The organism is Magnetospirillum molischianum DSM 120 (assembly GCF_000294655.1).
GTDB lineage: Bacteria > Pseudomonadota > Alphaproteobacteria > Rhodospirillales > Magnetospirillaceae > Phaeospirillum > Phaeospirillum molischianum.
The window spans coordinates 290,690-306,999 of the sequence record NZ_CAHP01000001.1 but is presented as its reverse complement, the minus strand read 5'-3'; the positions used below and the strand labels follow the sequence as shown (position 1 = coordinate 306,999).

17 protein-coding genes and 1 CRISPR repeat array are annotated in these 16,310 nt (G+C 61.1%); of the genes, 4 read left to right on the top strand and 13 right to left on the bottom strand.

Features of this window, described 5'->3' with window-relative positions:
* The first annotated feature begins 2 nt into the window (after positions 1-2).
* The 4 genes from trpC (at position 3) to PHAMO_RS01475 (ending at position 2,467) form a co-directional block, all read left to right on the top strand.
* The gene (gene trpC / locus PHAMO_RS01490; protein ID WP_002725682.1) at positions 3-824 is read left to right on the top strand and encodes an indole-3-glycerol phosphate synthase TrpC; all 822 of its coding nucleotides are present in this window, start codon (positions 3-5) and stop codon (positions 822-824) included.
* Between the two features lie 108 nt (positions 825-932).
* On the top strand, positions 933-1,637 hold the full coding sequence (lexA, locus tag PHAMO_RS01485; RefSeq protein ID WP_002725680.1) for a transcriptional repressor LexA: 705 nt from the start codon (positions 933-935) through the stop codon (positions 1,635-1,637).
* Positions 1,638-1,639: 2 nt separating this feature from the next.
* Positions 1,640-1,846 carry a hypothetical protein gene (locus PHAMO_RS01480; protein ID WP_002725678.1) on the top strand — a complete coding sequence of 69 codons (207 nt, stop codon included), beginning with the start codon at positions 1,640-1,642 and terminating at the stop codon, positions 1,844-1,846.
* A 108-nt stretch (positions 1,847-1,954) separates the two neighbouring features.
* Positions 1,955-2,467 (top strand): Lrp/AsnC family transcriptional regulator, encoded by a 513-nt coding sequence (locus PHAMO_RS01475; RefSeq protein WP_002725675.1) that lies wholly within the window; start codon positions 1,955-1,957, stop codon positions 2,465-2,467.
* Between the two features lie 92 nt (positions 2,468-2,559).
* A CRISPR array of direct repeats spans positions 2,560-3,324; the repeat unit is 32 nt; unit sequence GTTTCGATCCACGCCCCCGCGTGGGGGGCGAC.
* A gap of 206 nt (positions 3,325-3,530) precedes the next feature.
* Here PHAMO_RS01475 and cas2 read toward each other — a convergent pair.
* The 13 genes from cas2 to PHAMO_RS01410 all read right to left on the bottom strand — a co-directional run bounded on the left by cas2 (position 3,531) and on the right by PHAMO_RS01410 (position 16,310).
* Positions 3,531-3,821 (bottom strand): CRISPR-associated endonuclease Cas2, encoded by a 291-nt coding sequence (gene cas2 / locus PHAMO_RS01470; protein WP_002725668.1) that lies wholly within the window; start codon positions 3,819-3,821, stop codon positions 3,531-3,533.
* 11 nt (positions 3,822-3,832) lie between these two features.
* Complete coding sequence (gene cas1c, locus PHAMO_RS01465) at positions 3,833-4,867, bottom strand: type I-C CRISPR-associated endonuclease Cas1c (RefSeq protein ID WP_002725666.1); 1,035 nt, start codon at positions 4,865-4,867, stop codon at positions 3,833-3,835.
* Positions 4,864-5,547: a CRISPR-associated protein Cas4 gene (cas4, locus tag PHAMO_RS01460; protein WP_002725664.1), complete on the bottom strand. Its 684-nt coding sequence runs from the start codon at positions 5,545-5,547 to the stop codon at positions 4,864-4,866. Before cas4 ends, cas1c begins: the two co-directional genes overlap by 4 nt.
* A gap of 9 nt (positions 5,548-5,556) precedes the next feature.
* The gene (cas7c, locus tag PHAMO_RS01455) at positions 5,557-6,528 is read right to left on the bottom strand and encodes a type I-C CRISPR-associated protein Cas7/Csd2 (protein ID WP_002725662.1); all 972 of its coding nucleotides are present in this window, start codon (positions 6,526-6,528) and stop codon (positions 5,557-5,559) included.
* Positions 6,525-8,297, bottom strand: a complete 1,773-nt coding sequence (cas8c, locus tag PHAMO_RS01450; protein WP_002725660.1) for a type I-C CRISPR-associated protein Cas8c/Csd1 — start codon at positions 8,295-8,297, stop codon at positions 6,525-6,527. Before cas8c ends, cas7c begins: the two co-directional genes overlap by 4 nt.
* Positions 8,294-8,959, bottom strand: coding sequence for a type I-C CRISPR-associated protein Cas5c (gene cas5c, locus PHAMO_RS01445; RefSeq protein ID WP_002725658.1), 666 nt, complete (start codon positions 8,957-8,959; stop codon positions 8,294-8,296). The genes cas8c and cas5c overlap by 4 nt, the downstream gene beginning before the upstream one ends.
* Before the next feature lie 18 nt (positions 8,960-8,977).
* Entirely contained in the window at positions 8,978-11,212 is a 2,235-nt protein-coding gene (locus tag PHAMO_RS01440) for a CRISPR-associated helicase/endonuclease Cas3 (protein ID WP_002725655.1), read from the bottom strand.
* A gap of 343 nt (positions 11,213-11,555) precedes the next feature.
* Entirely contained in the window at positions 11,556-12,830 is a 1,275-nt protein-coding gene (locus PHAMO_RS01435) for a serine/threonine-protein kinase (RefSeq protein ID WP_002725654.1), read from the bottom strand.
* A gap of 6 nt (positions 12,831-12,836) precedes the next feature.
* Positions 12,837-13,544, bottom strand: a complete 708-nt coding sequence (locus PHAMO_RS01430; RefSeq protein ID WP_002725652.1) for a hypothetical protein — start codon at positions 13,542-13,544, stop codon at positions 12,837-12,839.
* A 19-nt stretch (positions 13,545-13,563) separates the two neighbouring features.
* On the bottom strand, positions 13,564-14,397 hold the full coding sequence (locus PHAMO_RS01425) for a vWA domain-containing protein (RefSeq protein ID WP_002725650.1): 834 nt from the start codon (positions 14,395-14,397) through the stop codon (positions 13,564-13,566).
* 196 nt (positions 14,398-14,593) lie between these two features.
* The gene (locus tag PHAMO_RS01420) at positions 14,594-15,052 is read right to left on the bottom strand and encodes a hypothetical protein (RefSeq protein ID WP_002725648.1); all 459 of its coding nucleotides are present in this window, start codon (positions 15,050-15,052) and stop codon (positions 14,594-14,596) included.
* Positions 15,053-15,198: 146 nt separating this feature from the next.
* A complete protein-coding gene (locus tag PHAMO_RS01415; RefSeq protein WP_002725646.1) occupies positions 15,199-16,020 on the bottom strand; it encodes a hypothetical protein in 822 nt (273 codons plus the stop codon).
* Complete coding sequence (locus PHAMO_RS01410; protein ID WP_002725643.1) at positions 16,020-16,310, bottom strand: hypothetical protein; 291 nt, start codon at positions 16,308-16,310, stop codon at positions 16,020-16,022. Before PHAMO_RS01410 ends, PHAMO_RS01415 begins: the two co-directional genes overlap by 1 nt.

Here is a 16,310-nt window from a genome sequence, read left to right as displayed (position 1 = left end):
CCATGTCCGACACCCCAACCGTCCTGGACCGCATCTGCGCCGAGAAACGCAAGCAGGTTGCCGAATTAAAAGGCCGCCGCACGATACAGGAATTGCTGAAGCGGGCCGAAGATCAGGCTCCGCCGCGGGGCTTTGCCCTGTCGATGGAACACCAGATCGACAAGATCGGCTATGGCATCATCGCCGAGATCAAGAAGGCCTCGCCTTCGGCCGGGGTGATCCGTCCTAACTTCCAACCGGCCCAGTTGGCCCGCGCGTATCAGCGCGGTGGGGCCGCCTGCCTCTCGGTGCTGACCGATCAGCGGTTCTTTCAGGGCAGCGACGCCGATCTCGGCGCGGCGCGCTCGGCCTGCGATCTGCCGGTACTGCGCAAGGATTTCATGATCGATCCGTACCAGATCGTCGAAGCCCGCGCGTTGGGAGCCGATTGCGTCCTGTTGATTGTCGCCGCCCTGACCGATGCCGAACTGGAACAAATGGAGGGAATCGCCCTCGGCTACGGCATGGACGTAATCCTCGAAGTCCATGACGAGGCCGAAATGGCCCGCGCGGTGAAGCTGAAATCGCCGCTGATCGGCATCAACAATCGCGACCTCAAGATCATGAAGACCGACCTCGCCACCAGCGAGCGGCTGGTTCCGTTGCTGCCCGAAGGTAAAATCGCGATCTCGGAAAGCGGACTCGAAGGGCCGGGCGATCTGAAGCGCATGGCTGCGCTTGGAGTGCGCCGCTTCCTGATCGGCGAAGCGCTGATGCGCCGGACCGATGTCGAGCAGGCGCTAAAGGTGCTGCTGGCCGGGGCTGGAGCCACCTCTCTGGCCTGAGGTCAGACGCAGAGAGCGTACTTGACGCAAAACCGGAACGAGGATAGAACGAAACCGGGACCGTTTGGTCTTTGTTCCGGCTTCGGCCGCTGCGAAAGGATGCCCGGCATGCTGACCCGCAAGCAGTACGAACTGTTGATGTTTATCGATCAGCGCCTGCGCGCGACCGGAGTTTCGCCGTCATTCGACGAAATGAAGGACGCGCTTGATCTCAAATCGAAATCAGGCATCCACCGCCTGATCACCGGACTAGAGGAACGCGGGTTCATCCGTCGTCTGGCCCACCGCGCCCGCGCACTCGAAGTGCTGCGGATGCCCGACAATGCAGCCGACCAGCCGCTTCCGCCGCCGACGAGGGCTTTTTCCCCGACTGTGATCAAGGGCAGCTTCTCACAAATCCTGCCGGGAGCAGCGGTCGCCGGTCCCTCCGACGCGATCAGTCTTCCCCTTTACGGCAAGATCGCCGCTGGCACCCCGATCGAGGCGCTACGCGATCATAACAGCAGCATCGACGTCCCTGGACTGATGTTGGGCAACGGCAACCATTACGCCCTGACCGTCGAAGGGGATTCGATGATCGACGCGGGTATCCTCGACGGAGACGTCGTGGTGGTGCGCAGTTGCGAGATCGCCGAGGCCGGAACCATCGTCGTGGCCCTGGTTGACGATATCGAAGTGACCTTAAAGCGTCTCCGTCGCAAGGGGGCTTCGATCGCTCTGGAGCCTGCCAACAAAAAATACGAAACCCGGATATTCCCCCCCGATCGGGTGAAGGTCCAGGGACGATTGGTCGGCCTGCTGCGGAAGTACTGACCATGGCCTCCCGCCGCCTCCTGCGCTTCGGCTTCACGGTCGACGGGCAGCCGTCGGCGGGAGAATTGGCCGACATGCGCGTCACCTATCACGGCCGTTTCAACCGAAAATCCGCCGAGGCCGACGCCCGTCGCCGGTTCGAGGAATGGAGCAATATCGGTAACCCGCTGGCTCGCCGCTGGTCTGCCGATCAGATTGTGCTCTCCTGAACAGCGGAACGGTTTTTTTGCAAAAAAAACGGGCAGGAAGAAACTCGCGCTTGCTGGGGTGAGCTTTTGTAATATAATTTCGCGCACCCTTGGTTTTGGAGTTTCTTTATGCAGCGGGTCAAGCTCGACCGCATTGATCGTCGAATTCTCGCCGATCTGCAAGCCGACGGCCGGATGACCAACGTCGAACTGGCGCGACGATCAGGAATATCGGCCCCGCCCTGCCTGAGGCGGGTCCGGGCTTTGGAAGAGGCGGGATATGTACGGGGTTACCACGCCGACATTGATCCGGCGGCCCTGGGGTATAATGTCACCATCTTCGCCCATGTCGGACTCAGCAGTCAGGCTGAAAGCGACCTCAAGGCATTCGAGGATCTTGCCAACACCTGGCCTGAGGTACGCGAGTGCCACATGCTGGCGGGCGAGATGGATTTTCTACTGAAGATCGTCGCCCACGATTGGGACGATTACCAGCGCTTCCTAACCACCCGCCTGACCGCCGCACCCAATATCAGCCACGTAAAAAGCGCCCTGGCGATCCGCAGCGCCAAGGTTCAACCCGGCGTGCCGATTGAACTCGACAGCAATGGTGAGTTCGAACCGATCGCCGAGGACGAATAAGGCTCGCCCCCAAAAGGATCTGGGGCTTTTGCCCCAGACCCCGACGTGGGAGGCGACGCAGCCGCCCCGGATGGTTTTGTCAAGCGCAACTGGTTTCGATCCACGCCCCCGCGTGGGGGCGACAGATTTCTTCATTCGCGAGTTGGGCTACTTCCTGGTTTCGATCCACGCCCCCGCGTGGGGGGCGACTGTCGGCCTCGAAAGCACAGGCTCACGTCTTTCGCGTTTCGATCCACGCCCCCGCGTGGGGGGGCGACCCTGCGCCTTGACGCTGGCCGTCTGATACGTCGGTTTCGATCCACGCCCCCGCGTGGGGGGCGACCAGGGTGGCATCGACAATCAGACCGTGGCGGTTCGTTTCGATCCACGCCCCCGCGTGGGGGGCGACTCGCATCGGTCGCGACATTCTGAAGAGCCTGCCCATGTTTCGATCCACGCCCCCGCGTGGGGGGCGACGGGCGGACACTGTTCCGTTCATCTTCCAAAAAATAGTTTCGATCCACGCCCCCGCGTGGGGGGCGACCAGTTAGCCGGAGCGTAAAACATGGCCGAAGCGAGTTTCGATCCACGCCCCCGCGTGGGGGGCGACCGCTGTGTTGGGTTGACGGCGAATTGGTTTCTTACGGTTTCGATCCACGCCCCCGCGTGGGGGGCGACCGCAGTTCTTGACCGCCCTTTCCTCTGTGACCGGAGTTTCGATCCACGCCCCCGCGTGGGGGGCGACCCGCCACCACTCTGGCCAAGACCATCCTGCCGACCGTTTCGATCCACGCCCCCGCGTGGGGGGCGACGAATGCCCCACAACATCCTACGCCCGGAGATTTTGTTTCGATCCACGCCCCCGCGTGGGGGGCGACAGCCTAGGAATAACAGATTGCTCTCATTGAGAAAATCGCCGCATTGGCGCGAACCGGCGAGCCAAAAGCGGGTTTTTTCACCGACAGCGCGACGCTGGACCGTCAAGTATTCACGATGTCAAAGAGTTAGCCCTCGTGCGAACCGACCGGGAATTCCAGACACGCTTGAGGTTCGCACGGGATCATTCCAGCGAAATCGGCCAGTCTTAAATGATCAAAGGACCGTTCAGGTCGAGTGTCGGTTTTGCCCCGACATGATCGACACGACGCTGCCAGTTCGATCCAAGGAAATAATACCGCAGACTGTCAACGGCAGGATCGATAATCGCTTCCAACCGGGCTTTCAGGCCGACCCATTGGGCCGGATCGACCTCGATCTCGAAGACGGAATTCTGGACCCTTTGTCCATAATCCTGACAGGCCTTGGCGACTTTGCGCAGCCTGCGGCTCCCGCCCGGATCGATTGTGCTGACGTCGTAGGTGACCAAGACCATCATCGGCGTCCTCCTTATTTCCAGAACCAGGGCGGATAGGCATCGAGATCGCCGCGGAGGTGACGAGCCAGAAGCAGAGCCTGGAGATACGGCACCAATCCATGCGGGACGTTTTCTCCCAGGAACGGATGCTGACGTTCTTCTTTTTTGCGCTCCTGCCACGCGGTCAGAACCGTCTTGCGTCCTTCGTCGCCAAGAAGAACGGCCCCGCCATCGTGCCGTTCGAAGTCCCCGGCGCGAAGCTGGCGGCGATTGATCAGGGAGAGCGCCAGACGATCCGCCATGACCGGGCGGAGTTCCTCCATCAGATCGAGGGCAAGGCTGGGCCGCCCTGGCCGGTCGCGGTGAAGAAACCCCACGGCCGGGTCGAGTCCGACGCTTTCGGCGGCGGCGCGGCAATCGTGGGTCAACAGCGTATAGAGGAATGACAGCAGCGCATTAGTGGGGTCGAGCGGCGGCCGACGGGAACGACCCTGAAACGCGAAATCAGCATCGGGGGAGCGGATCAAATGGGTAAAGACGCCAAAGTAGAGAGCGGCGGCCTCGCCTTCCGCACCGCGCAATTCATCGGTGTCGCCGGGCGAGGCATCGACCTTGCGCAAGATGTACGACATGCGCTGGATGGCGTCGGCCAGGGCGGTGCTCTGCTCTGGCGTATACTCGCCGCCGTAATCGCGCACCGCCCGCATCAGCACCGAGCGCTGGTTCGCGACCTTGCCCATCACCAGACTTCTGACGATCTCTTCCGGTTGCTCCGACGCTTTGTATTGAGCGCGGCGCAGCAGAACATTACCAGTCACCGGCCCCTCGATCCGGGCCTGGAAACGACCGCCGCGATCGAGCAGAACGATGGTGATGCCATTCGCGGCACAGGCCTGCATCAAAGCGGGCGAGAGGTAAATACCTCCAAACACCACCACGGAGGCCAGCATATGCAGCGGAACCCGGCCTTTTTCGGCACCATCGACCTCGACAACCAGATTTTCGCCATCCTTGCGGATTCCCGCCCCCTCGGTGGTGACATAGATCGTGTTGAGCAACTTTTTCATGCGTCGGTCTCATCGTCGGACAGCAGGGCAGCCAGCATCCTGTCGCGCCATTGTCGGGCGGGGCGAATGGCGGCTTTGGGGCGGCACAGATCGATCAGAGAACAGGCCCGGCAGCGATCGGCGCGGAACGTCGGTGGCGGCGTGCGCAGGGTGGCAAACATCTCGCGCAGATCGGCAATGGTCGCCACCGTCAGGGCGCGTAATTCGGCATCGAAGGGAACGGCGACCCGGCGTTTGGTTTCGGCGTAATAGAGCGCCCCGTCGGGCACCGCTACCCCGACCATCTCTTCCAGGCAAAGAGCCTGCGCGCACAATTGCACTTCGTCGGCGCGGTGCAGCTTGGCCTTGCCGCGTTTGTACTCGACCGGAAATGGCGTTTCGGTTCCATCGGCGGCGCGGCGGAATTCGACCAGATCAGCCACGCCAGCGATCCCGAGACGGGGAGCCGCCAGGGGCAGGGACATCACCCGGCGAACGCCCCGCACTTTACGCTGGTCGCCCCGGTCGGCGGCGATATGAAGCTGATGCCCCTCGGCGGTGAAGCGGTTTTCCTCCCACAGCCGTTCGAGATGGATCAGCGCGGCCTGACGCAGGCAATACACCGCATGTTGAAGCGCGGAAAGCGGGATGGGGTCGCCCTCCCGCTCGTCGCCTCGCATCGGAGCATCTGCCCCGGACATCAAGCGCGCTTACAGACGCTCGACGATCTCGACCCCCTCGGGCAGATTGTCCCGGTCGATCGTCACCAGATAATCGGCAAAGCTGCGCGCCGAGGTGCGATTGTCGATCGCCGGGTCGTTCACCGCGCGGAATTCTCCGTCGATGTTGCGACCGACCTTGACCCGTTCAAACAGGCTGTGCGCCGGTGCCTTGCCCAGCGCGCAATCGTGACGGAAAACGATCAGCTTGCGCACCGCCATCTCGCCTCGCGCCGCCGAACGGTCATGCTCGAACATGTTCTCGACCGCCTCTAGCAGCAGATCGAGATCGGCTTCGGAAAAGCCGGTGCGTTCGGCCAGCTTGGCCGAGACGAACCCGTGGGCGCGATACAGGCCATAGGGCACGATATGCTTGCGGCCCATCGTGCGATTGTCGGTGCGGTCGTTGCCGTCACCATTGTCCTGCTGCGCTTTTTCCTTGTCGTTCTTTTCTTTTTCTTTCTCGTTGGTGGCAGCCATCCGGGTGATCGAGATTTCAAGCGGCACGATCGGCTCGACCGAGCTTGCAAAAGCAAACTGGACCGGCCCCCGCACCTGACCGCAATTGATCCCGGTCCCCATCACCGCACCAAAGGTGCGGATGTCGAAGAAATTGTCGCACATGAAGGCGCGCAGTTTCTTGGCCTCGGCCTCGTCCTTGGGATTGAGCTTGGCCTCCTTGGCGACCTTTTCGTCGCCGGGACGCAGGGCGACATAGGCTTCGCGGTGCTTGTCGTTGAGGATCGAGCCGTCCTGGACGTAAATGTGAAAGCCGCTCTCGTCGCCCTTGGCTAGTTCGACGTAATTACGAATCTTCCGCTTCAGGCAGACATCGGACACCAGACCGTGGTTGGTCTCGGGGTCAAGACGCGGCAGATTGCCGGCGTCGGGGTCGCCATTGGGATTGCCGTTGGCGACATCGAACAGAACGACGAATTCGTGACGGTGAGACAGGGCGCTCATACAGCAGTTTCCTTCTGGGCAGAAGAATCGTGATCCTTGGCGACGAAGAATTGATTGCGCTGGTGGTAATAGCCGAGTCCGAACAGAGCCTGCTGCTCGGCGGACAGCGAAGCGGGGAACGGATCGTCGCCGGGCGACATCAAGCCCATGATCGCGCCGATCTCCTTTTCCAAGTTCACCCTAGCTCCGGGTCGGGCCTTGCCGACCTTTGACAGGTGATTGGCGGAACCGCTTTCCAAAATCGCGAACACTTTGCGCGGCTGGGCCGAAGCGGCACCATAGAACTTGTCCTTGATCGTCGCGTTGACGTTGCGGCCCAAAGCCGCGCTCTGAACCTGTTCGTAAACGGCAAACAGCCGCCCCAGCAGATAGCCCTTGTTGGTATTATCCGGGTCGAACGCCACGGGAGCCTCCTTGTCGGTGTAACCGTAATTCCGGATCAGAACGGCCCGAAGCAGGGCCACGCGCAGCACGCTGACGGTCTTGTCTGAGCGCAGGCGCATCAAGATGTTGGACAGCAGAGTCAGCGGATAGAGCGAGCCGGTCAGGATGGCGCGGAGAACGTCCCCGGCCAGATTGGGCGGCACGTTCTCGCGCTTGCCCAGCACGGCGGTTTCCTGAAGGTAACGCCACAGCGGCGGATGGGGATCGCGCGGCGGCGGCGCGATCCGGATGTCCTCGACATAGCGTCGGTAGTTCTCGGCCAGCCGACCGAAATCGCCCTCGAACCAGAATCGGATCGACACCCGCGCCGCATTGGGGGCCAGCCCCAGAACGTAAAAGCGGACGCCCTCGCACAATTGGGGGGCGAAGTCATGGACCGGCAAACCCTGGCGGATTTTGTCGAGGATCGCCCGCACCTCGCCCGCCTGCTTGTCTTCGTCGATGCTGTCGAACATCGCGAGAAACGCGTCTTCGGCCAATTGCGCGGTCGCGGCATCGGAGGCATCGGCCCAGAACACCGTCGAAGCATCGCCGATCTGAAGGCGGTTCGGGCTGTCACTTTCCAGGAAGCGGTTGAGGACCGCGGTATAAGCGAAGGCGGCGGCTTCGGACACCGGGGCGTTATCGCCCTGCTGGTGTCCGTAGGATTCAAAGGCGTCTTTGTTATAGGAAACAATCGAGACGCCAGAGGATTGTCCGCCCCACACCCCCTTGATCGCCGGATGCAATCGGGCAATCGGCGCGGTCTTGCCGGTGACAAGGCAGACCGCCTGAGTCTGTGTCTCGGCCGAGGCCAGATCGGCCCACACTTCCCGCGCCGCCGCCCGGTCATGCAGATAACGGTTGCTCAGGCGGTCGCTCTCAAGGGTGAAGATGACGTTCTGGTCCTTCATCTCCTCCGGCCAGCCCAGCGCGGCGAATCGGTCGGGGGTCCAATCGCGCAAAAACCCCAGCAGCGCCAACAGGCCGGGATCATCCGATTGAGACAGAACCTTCGCGTGGAAATCCTTAAATGAAGAAAATCTCGACAAGGCATCCTTGTCAGGAGACGCAGTTATTCCAAGGCAGTAGGCCGTGTTGTCCCACAGAAAGAAGGGACGAGGTGTAATGCCGGGGCGCTTGAACGACGCAGGTACCGACAGCATCCGCGCCGTCAGCTTCTTTCCGGTTCCCTGACGCAAATCGATCGGCAGCCCGGCGGGAGTGCCGTCCTCATTCAACGAAATCAGAAAGCCGATTTTTTCGCTGGAATAGCCGAACGGAGGAACCTTGTGGTCCTCGGCGAGACGGTCATAGGCTTTGGTCAGCGCGGCCAGGATGCTCATCGGCGGATCTCCAGCGAACCGGGTGGCGGCACCCGCACCACGCCCCGCTCCATCCGGGCGCGAAAGAACATCGAGGCGCGGTCCCCGCCATGGTCGATGTCCCACAGCATGAAGCCCAAATCCCGGCTGTCGTCGATGGGGGAGCGAACCTCGGTATCGGCCTCGATCAAATCGAACCGCGCCGGAAATTCCCGCGTGCCCAGGCAGGGCTGGTGAAAGCACTGTCCCCGACGGGCGCGGCGATTGAAGATGTCGAGATGCTTGCCCGGATTGTCCTCGTCCCCTGCGCGAGACGTCATCTCGAAATGCGCCTCGATCACATATTCGACATCGACCAGCAAGGTCGTGGCGCGCTGCTGGCGGTCGTCCTCAACCCGAAGATGCAAGCCGTCCAGACTGCCCCGGTTGATCGCAGTCTTGACCTTGGCGACCGGGATCTTGCTGCCGACTTCGTTGCGGCGCAGGGTGTGAAAGCGGATCGGCTTCAGCACATGGATCGCATCGACGACCCAAAGAATGGCCGGTTTCCAATGGATTGCCTCCAGAATGCCGCGCGCCGCCGATGGCGTCATCACGTCATAAGAGACCCGCTCCGCCTTCATTTCTGGTCTGGTAAAGCAGGCATGCGCGCCCGAAACCCGTAATTTGACGCCCAGAGACATGAGGTCCGCCCTTTGCCTTTAGAAAATCGACTGCTCCAACCCGAGATAGTCCGCGTCCTCCCACAGCAGGCCGGTCTCCTTCCGATACAGGCTGCCCGTCTGAAGGACGGCAAACTGATCGCCGAAGATCTTTTCCCGCTCGAAACGGACATGATCGTTGGCCAGCAACCGCGCCCGCGCCTTGGGCGGGATCTGGACGACGAAGGACTGAAGCGCACGTGCGATCTGGCCGGGACTGATCCCGTCAATTCCCAGTTGCTCGAGGGCGTGGCGCGCCTTCTTTTCGTGAGCGACGATCACCGGCACCAAGCCGCTATCGATCATCTGGAAATCCCTCGCCACCGTTTTGTAATCGAAGGCGAGACCGCTGCGATCGACCGTGAACTTGCCAAGGATTTTGTGCCGGTCGAGATCGGGGCCTTTGCTCCAATAGACTTCGCCGAAATAGTCGCGCAGGGCGGCGGGAGCCAGTGGATCGTCGTGGTTCCCGGCCATCCGTCCATAGGCGGCGGCCAGTTGAGCGACCTCGCGCGGAGGCGGATTGTCGGGGGCGGTGAACACGGTGACGATGCTATCCTCGACCGGGCGGCGTCCTTCGCGGTTACAGCGTCCCGCCGCCTGGGCGATCTGATCCAGCCCGGCCTCGGCTCGCCACACGCGGGGGAAGTCAAGATCGACCCCCGCCTCGACCAGCGACGTTGCGATCAGGCGGCAGGGATCGCCATCCTTTAGCCGCTGTCGGACATCGGCGAGAATCCGACGCCGGTCGGCGGCATACTGGCGGGTGGTGAGATGAACCAGCCCCTCCAGTCCCGCCTCGCCCGCCTTGCGATAGAGTGCCAGGGCATGTTTGCGGCTGTTGACGATCACCAGCCCCTGGGGGTGGCGCTCCAGTTCCGCGACCAATTCGTCGTCGCTCATTGGGCCGCCGGAACGGATCGTCACCCGCGTCAGCCGTGCCGCCAGACCGTCCGGATCCGGGGCCAGTTCCCGCCCCTCCAACTCCAGCCCGGTTCCGTCTCCACCGGCAAAATGCCGTTTGTCGAGTGCGGGCTGGGTGGCGGTGCACAGCACCACCGAGGCACCGTAATTGCGGGTCAGTTCATCGATTGCGGCGATGCAGGGAATCAGCAGGGAAAGCGGCAGGGTCTGAGCCTCGTCAAGAACGATGACGCTTTTGGCCAGATGGTGCAGCTTGCGACAGCGCGACGAGCGGTTAGCGAATAGACTTTCAAACAATTGAACATTGGTGGTGAGAACAATCGGCGCGGCCCAATCCTCCATCGCCAACCGCAGCTTGTCGCGCTGCTCCCATTGCGCGGATTTTTCCGTTTCGATGGCGCTGTGGTGTTCCAGAACAACGTCGTCGCCCAGAACATCGCGGAATACCTGCGCGGTCTGGTCGATCACCGAGGTGAAGGGAATCGCATAGATGATCCGCTCCAGCCCATGGCGGCGGGCATGGTCGAGCGCGAACCCCAGCGAAGCCAGCGTCTTTCCGCCCCCGGTCGGCACCGTCAAGGTGAACAAGCCGGGCGACGTATCCGCCTTCTCCCGCACATGGGTCAGCACCTCGCGGCGCAGACGATTGACCGGACCATCCCCGGCCTTGGTGGCGATATGGGCATCGAACCGGGCGATCAGATCGCTCGTGATGTCTCCCAGGCGGGGCCAGTCGCGGTCAAGCTGGCTCCCTGCCGCCTGAGCGTAAAAACGCTCGGTATCCTTGTAATCGGCATCAACCAGACAAGAAAACAGCATCCGGCCCAGAAAACCCAGTTGGAACGCTGTCCGCGTCTTCGCCGGATGGGGCGTCAGCGACAGAGCAAGATTGCTGGAATCGACCGAAATCTCTTCGCGCCAAACCGAGTCAAGCGCGGGGCGGATATGCTTCAGGCGGTCGGAGAAGTCTTGCCAGTCGGGCAATCCGGCATGATGACCGGCGATGGCATAGGACACCAGTTCCGCCATGATCTTGTCCCAGGCCGAGGCTCCAGTCGCACCCAAAGCACGAATCTCGGCAGCACCTGCGATAGAATGATCGACTTTTATGTCGGCGCCATTAAGACGTTCCTGGAATTCAGGACAATATTTTCCGAGATCGTGAAGAATAGCGGCGACACTGGCGGCGCGCTCTGCTTTGAACACTCTCGCGAAAGATGCGGCTAATTCCGCAGTGCCGTTGGCGTGATCCGATAATTTTTGCCAGCCCGTCTTGTCCGATTCTTCGCGTAGACTATGAGCAAAATACATAGAAGATGCTCTTTATGTTGTATTTTAAACAAAAACAACCAAATGTTGATGCAACCAGTTGGCACCTGTCAAGGCACAATCAATAATGTAGGTGATATCCCTTATATAAAAATATACGTGTCACGGTTACGAGCTGTTCGCCTGCACTTTCCCTTTCTCCACACTCGTCATCATCTCCCTCCGCCCACTGGCATCGTGATAGGGAGTCTGACGCTTTCCGCCGACACCGAGTCCGATCACGCCAGCGCAACCGCGATCCGTTGAGATCACCGGGACAAAGTAATATGGGAAATAGCACCTGGAGGATTGGCGAAGACTTCGGACACCGTGAAGTCGATCTGTTTTAAGGCCGATTCGAACCGAACCAACGCCCTGCCACCTGCTTCAGTGACGACAGCGCCTTTCCGGCTAACGCGGCCGGTGTCGGCGACGTATCGGGAAGGTGATCCTGGGCCAGGGTCTCGATCTGGCGAGCGGCGACCTCGATTGCCGCCTGCCCTCCCTTGCGCGCCCCCAACCACAGCAACTGAGCCGCGACACCCGCGACGACCAACCATTGCGGCGCGGCTCCGGCAACCGTTCCTGGCGGCTGGAAGATCGGCCCCTGCGGCTCGCCATCGTCCAGCAACAACTCGGGAGGTAACGCCTCGCCCGGCATCCGCTGCAATTCTTCCAGCAACATCTGGTTGGGACTTTTGTTCGACACCACCGGCCGGGGCTTGGGGGGGGGTGGCGGAACGATGCCGACGAAATCCTCCAGCGTCGGCATGTCGGCCAACGGCCCGGTGCACAGAGCCGCAAATTTCTCGACATCCTTCGCCAGCGAGCGAATCGCACGCAGATCGGAGAACACCCGCGACGAGGCAGGATCGAGAAAATCGGCGGCGGAAAACAGGATATTCTCACCGTTGGCATGACGGCGGAACAGACCGGGTTCCTTGATCAGGGCACGCAGGCTGAGATCAAGAACGATGAAGGAAAAGCGGTCCATCTCGGGACCGAAATGCTCGCCCTTGCGGGTGGGGTGCTGGAAGTGACGGTGCCCGACTTCGTTGCCGTCGCCCATGACCAGACCGGGGGCGAACATGCCGTCGTAATCGATAAGCTTCAGGGTCCCATCCTGAACCAGAATATTGCCGTTCTGGAGGTCGCCATGAGCGACGCCCTGCATGCGCAAATGCTTTTCCAAAACGCGCAATCGGGCAATCAAGGGGGTCAACGCCGATTTACGACGGTGGTTGCGCTCCAGCCAGATACCAAGCGGCGTGCCATTAACCCAGTCCATCTTGACCAGGGGATACGGCTTCCCCAGCACCCGGACTCCGGTCGGCTGATAGTCGAATCCAACGAAGTGCTCACCGCCCTTGCCGCCGGACAGAGCCTCACCGATCCGGGCGTAGCGGTCCTGAAGGTCGCGAGCTTCTTTGTGGAAACAGCGAACCGCATATTTTCGTCGCCCATGGGCGACGGCGTAGGTGACGGCAAAGCCACCGCCATAGGCCTGAGGCAACCCCATGTCGTTCAGAACGAGTTTGCCCGCTTGCAGCACCGGGTCGGCAAAAGCGAGGTGCGGAGCCTGAACCGCGTCGTTGTACTGATCCGGCGACGGGTAGGCCATCGGCCACTACCCCAGGACCACGAGGGTGCAATCGTCGCGACGCATTCGCCCGGCGGCGCGTTCCTCGACCACCAACCGCGAGAAGGCGGCTGCCGACGGCAACGTCAATAAGTGTTCGACCCTCTCATCCGCCTCGGCCAGAAGCCAAGCCCCCAATGCGTCGGTCATCAACAGGACGCGGGGATTGACGATACCCTTCAGCCCCCATTCGGCGGTCATCGCCTGGAGACTGGCGGGGCGCAGCAGCGCCTCGTTGCGCTCGGAAACAGTCGAGAGAAGCATGGGACGAGCCTCGAACTGCTCGGGCCGGTCATAGGGGAACGAGGCGACCAGATGCCCTCCCGAGACCAGCACCGCCAGCGAATCGCCAACGGCAAGCAGCCGGACCCGCTCCTCGGGCCGTGACACTGACAACCCCAGCAAAGTCGCAAACGAACCACGGTCGAATGCCGCCTGAGCGCTCCACGACATCGTTTCACGGTCGAAGCCGGTGTTGTACTCGGTAATCGCCTCGGCCAGCCACTCAGCCCCCAGCGACGGATGAGCAATGAAACGCCGGACCAGCACGCGCGCCCACGATGCCGAGTGATAGGATTCGCTGGCACCGTCGCTGACCGCGTACAGCCCGCGCTGCGGCCATGAGCAGGCGGCATCCTCGATCTCGTGAGGTGCCGCCTCCAACTTGGACACTTGGGCTTCGAACAGCGGGCGCATGGCCTGCCCTCCTCTCGCCCTACCGCAGATTGGCCGCCTGAGTGCCGATTTCGAAGAAGTCGACGATTTCCTCGATATTGGCCTTGTAGCCGAAGAAGCGGGAATCCTCCTCGACCTCATGACCTTTGGCCTTCGCCGCCGCAACTAGATGGGGCGGAAAGACACTCGACATCCGGTACAGCATCTTCGAATAAGAATCGGGCAAGCCGCGCTCGGTGGCCGGGAACAGAACCGCCGAACCACTGGTGCGGTCGATATGCAGATTGAACAGCAGGCAGGTGCCGTCCTGGGTGGCGATCTGCTTCAATCCATCGGCGATCCGCGACGGGTCACCATCGGTCGATTGGCCATCGGTGACGTGGATGATGGTCGGCGGATAACTGCCGGGATGGGCATCGCACCATTCGACCAACACTTCGGCGACCTTGTGCATCGCCTCGCACATCGGGGTTCCACCCTCGTTAACCGCCTCGAACCAGACCGGGAACTTGACCGACACCTCGACCAGACCACCGGCACCGTCGCTGACCTTCTTGTGCTTTTCGTCAACCCGCAGCACGTTGGCTTCGATCTCCGACAGCGGATGGATAATGCCGCTGTTCAACGCACCGCGAAAGCCCGAGCCGACACCCGCACCGCCATACGCAATCACGCCGACATCAAAGTAATTCCGCACACCATCGGCGCGGGTGCTGCGGATCACTAACTGATAAAGCGTCTTGTTTAAAACATTGGCGACGAATTCAGCCTTGGATTCGCCAGAATCCAGAATCTCGTCCATTGACCCCGACTGATCGATCACGAACAGAAAACAGGTCGGCGTGGAACGACTGATATCGGCGGTATAAGACATAGGCTCCCCCGGACTGAAACGTGGCGCAGTGTATCATTGAAGATCGCGCCGGAGAAAGCCGCGATCCCCAGCGATGGCGTTCAAAACGAACGCAACCCGCCGGGAATCGGCGGCAGAGGGCGAGCAGACGGACGCACGCCCAAACTTTCCAAACGGCGGCGAGGCCGGTCCGACCCAACGCAGCCATGACAAGACGTTACGGATGGCCGCGGAACAGCCCGACCAAAACCACAACAGCGATAGCGACAACCGCGACCACCAGAAGGGTGCGAAGATGGGTGTTCGAGCCGGAATTGATCTTCCCGGCGGCGGCACGGTCGGTATTGCCGATCACCACCTCGGTCTTACCGATCGAAGTCGTCTGCGAATGCTGGATGGTGGCGTGGGCACCGGCCTGAGACGCCTTGGCGGTCTGGTCGGTGAACGAGGTCAGCGCCGCGTCCAGCGCGGTAACGTCCAGTTTCATCTCGGCGGCTTTGACTTGGACCGAAACCATCCCATCGGCGTGCTGACGTTTGATCTCAGCGATTTGGGTGTCGTTCAAGCCGCTCAGATCAAGCACGTCGTTCTGTGCGAGATTGATCGCCCGCTCGGCCGGGACATTCGCCACGACCGGCTCGACGTTCTGCAATTCCCGCCCCGTTGCCTCAGACATACAGTAACCCCCGAACCAATTTTCAGCCGGCGGCGATTATGCCGTGCCGGACTCAGCCAGACAAGCCAGCCAGCCGCGAGAATCCGACAATTCCCGCCCCCCCCGGTGCCACAGCACTCGGGACGGACGGACAGAGGCGGCACCGATCAGAACGGCAAAAGGACGTTCAGCCGCGCGATCACTTCGAACAGGGTGGACCACACCACCTGACGTGACAAAACAAAGGAGATCAGCACGGTTCCAATCAGCAACCGCAGCCAGTTGCGTTGGCTGTCGGGGCTGATAATCGCCTCGGGAGTTTTTTCCATCACCTTGCGATTCATCGCTTTCTCAACCGAAACGATGACGCTGTGCTTATGGATTTTCAGTTCGATACGGGCCAGACGCGTAATATCGGAGTGATCGCGGACCTGACGCTGCAAGACGGGAATTTCCAGCGACAGCTTTTCCGTCGCCAGCGTCTTTTGAACCTGGCGGGAGTGATTCAGCAGCTTTTCCTTGATCTTAACATCACCCGAAGACAACCAGTGAAAGCGGTGCGGCACCGCTTCTTCCAGTTCATAGGGAATCACCACTTCGTCGAGTTTCTCGCACACCAGGGCGATTAACTCCGCGACATCGGCATTGGGACCGATGATGTATTCGTGGCGAGATGCGGGACCAAAATGTAGCCAGATCCGCTCGGCCAGATCAAATTTCATATGAAGCGGCATCAACGGCGGCAACAGGTCGAACAACCGTTTCATCACGGTTCCCGACATCTTCGTCGAACCGGCCCGCCACTTCGGAATCGCCTGACGGGCATAACTGGCCGCCTGGGGACTGTATTTCTTACCGTATTCCTTCAACAGGATATCGAGCTGCTCGCGATCCAACGAGAAGAAGTAAGCCTTCACCTCGGCATCGAGGCCCCCGACCTCGCGAGAGAACTCCTGGGCTTCCTGGATGTGGCGACGAGCCAGTCCCATTACCCCCCCCGAAACAGGCGCAACACTTTCGCCAAAAGACTTTCACTACCAAGCCGAATCTCGATCGTCACCCGATAGCCATCCCCTTCAAGCACCCGATCGGCGACGATCTTCTTGACGTGGGGAACGGACATCTGGAACTGGAACTGCAACAGTGTGCTTTCGACCTGCTCGGCAAGCAGCGCGGCAGTCACATCCGGCAGACCAGAATGGGTGAGAAGAGAACGAAAGCGCGCCAATTCTCGGGGCGCGTCCTGCGGCTGCCGAAGAATGATGTCGCGCTTGAACAT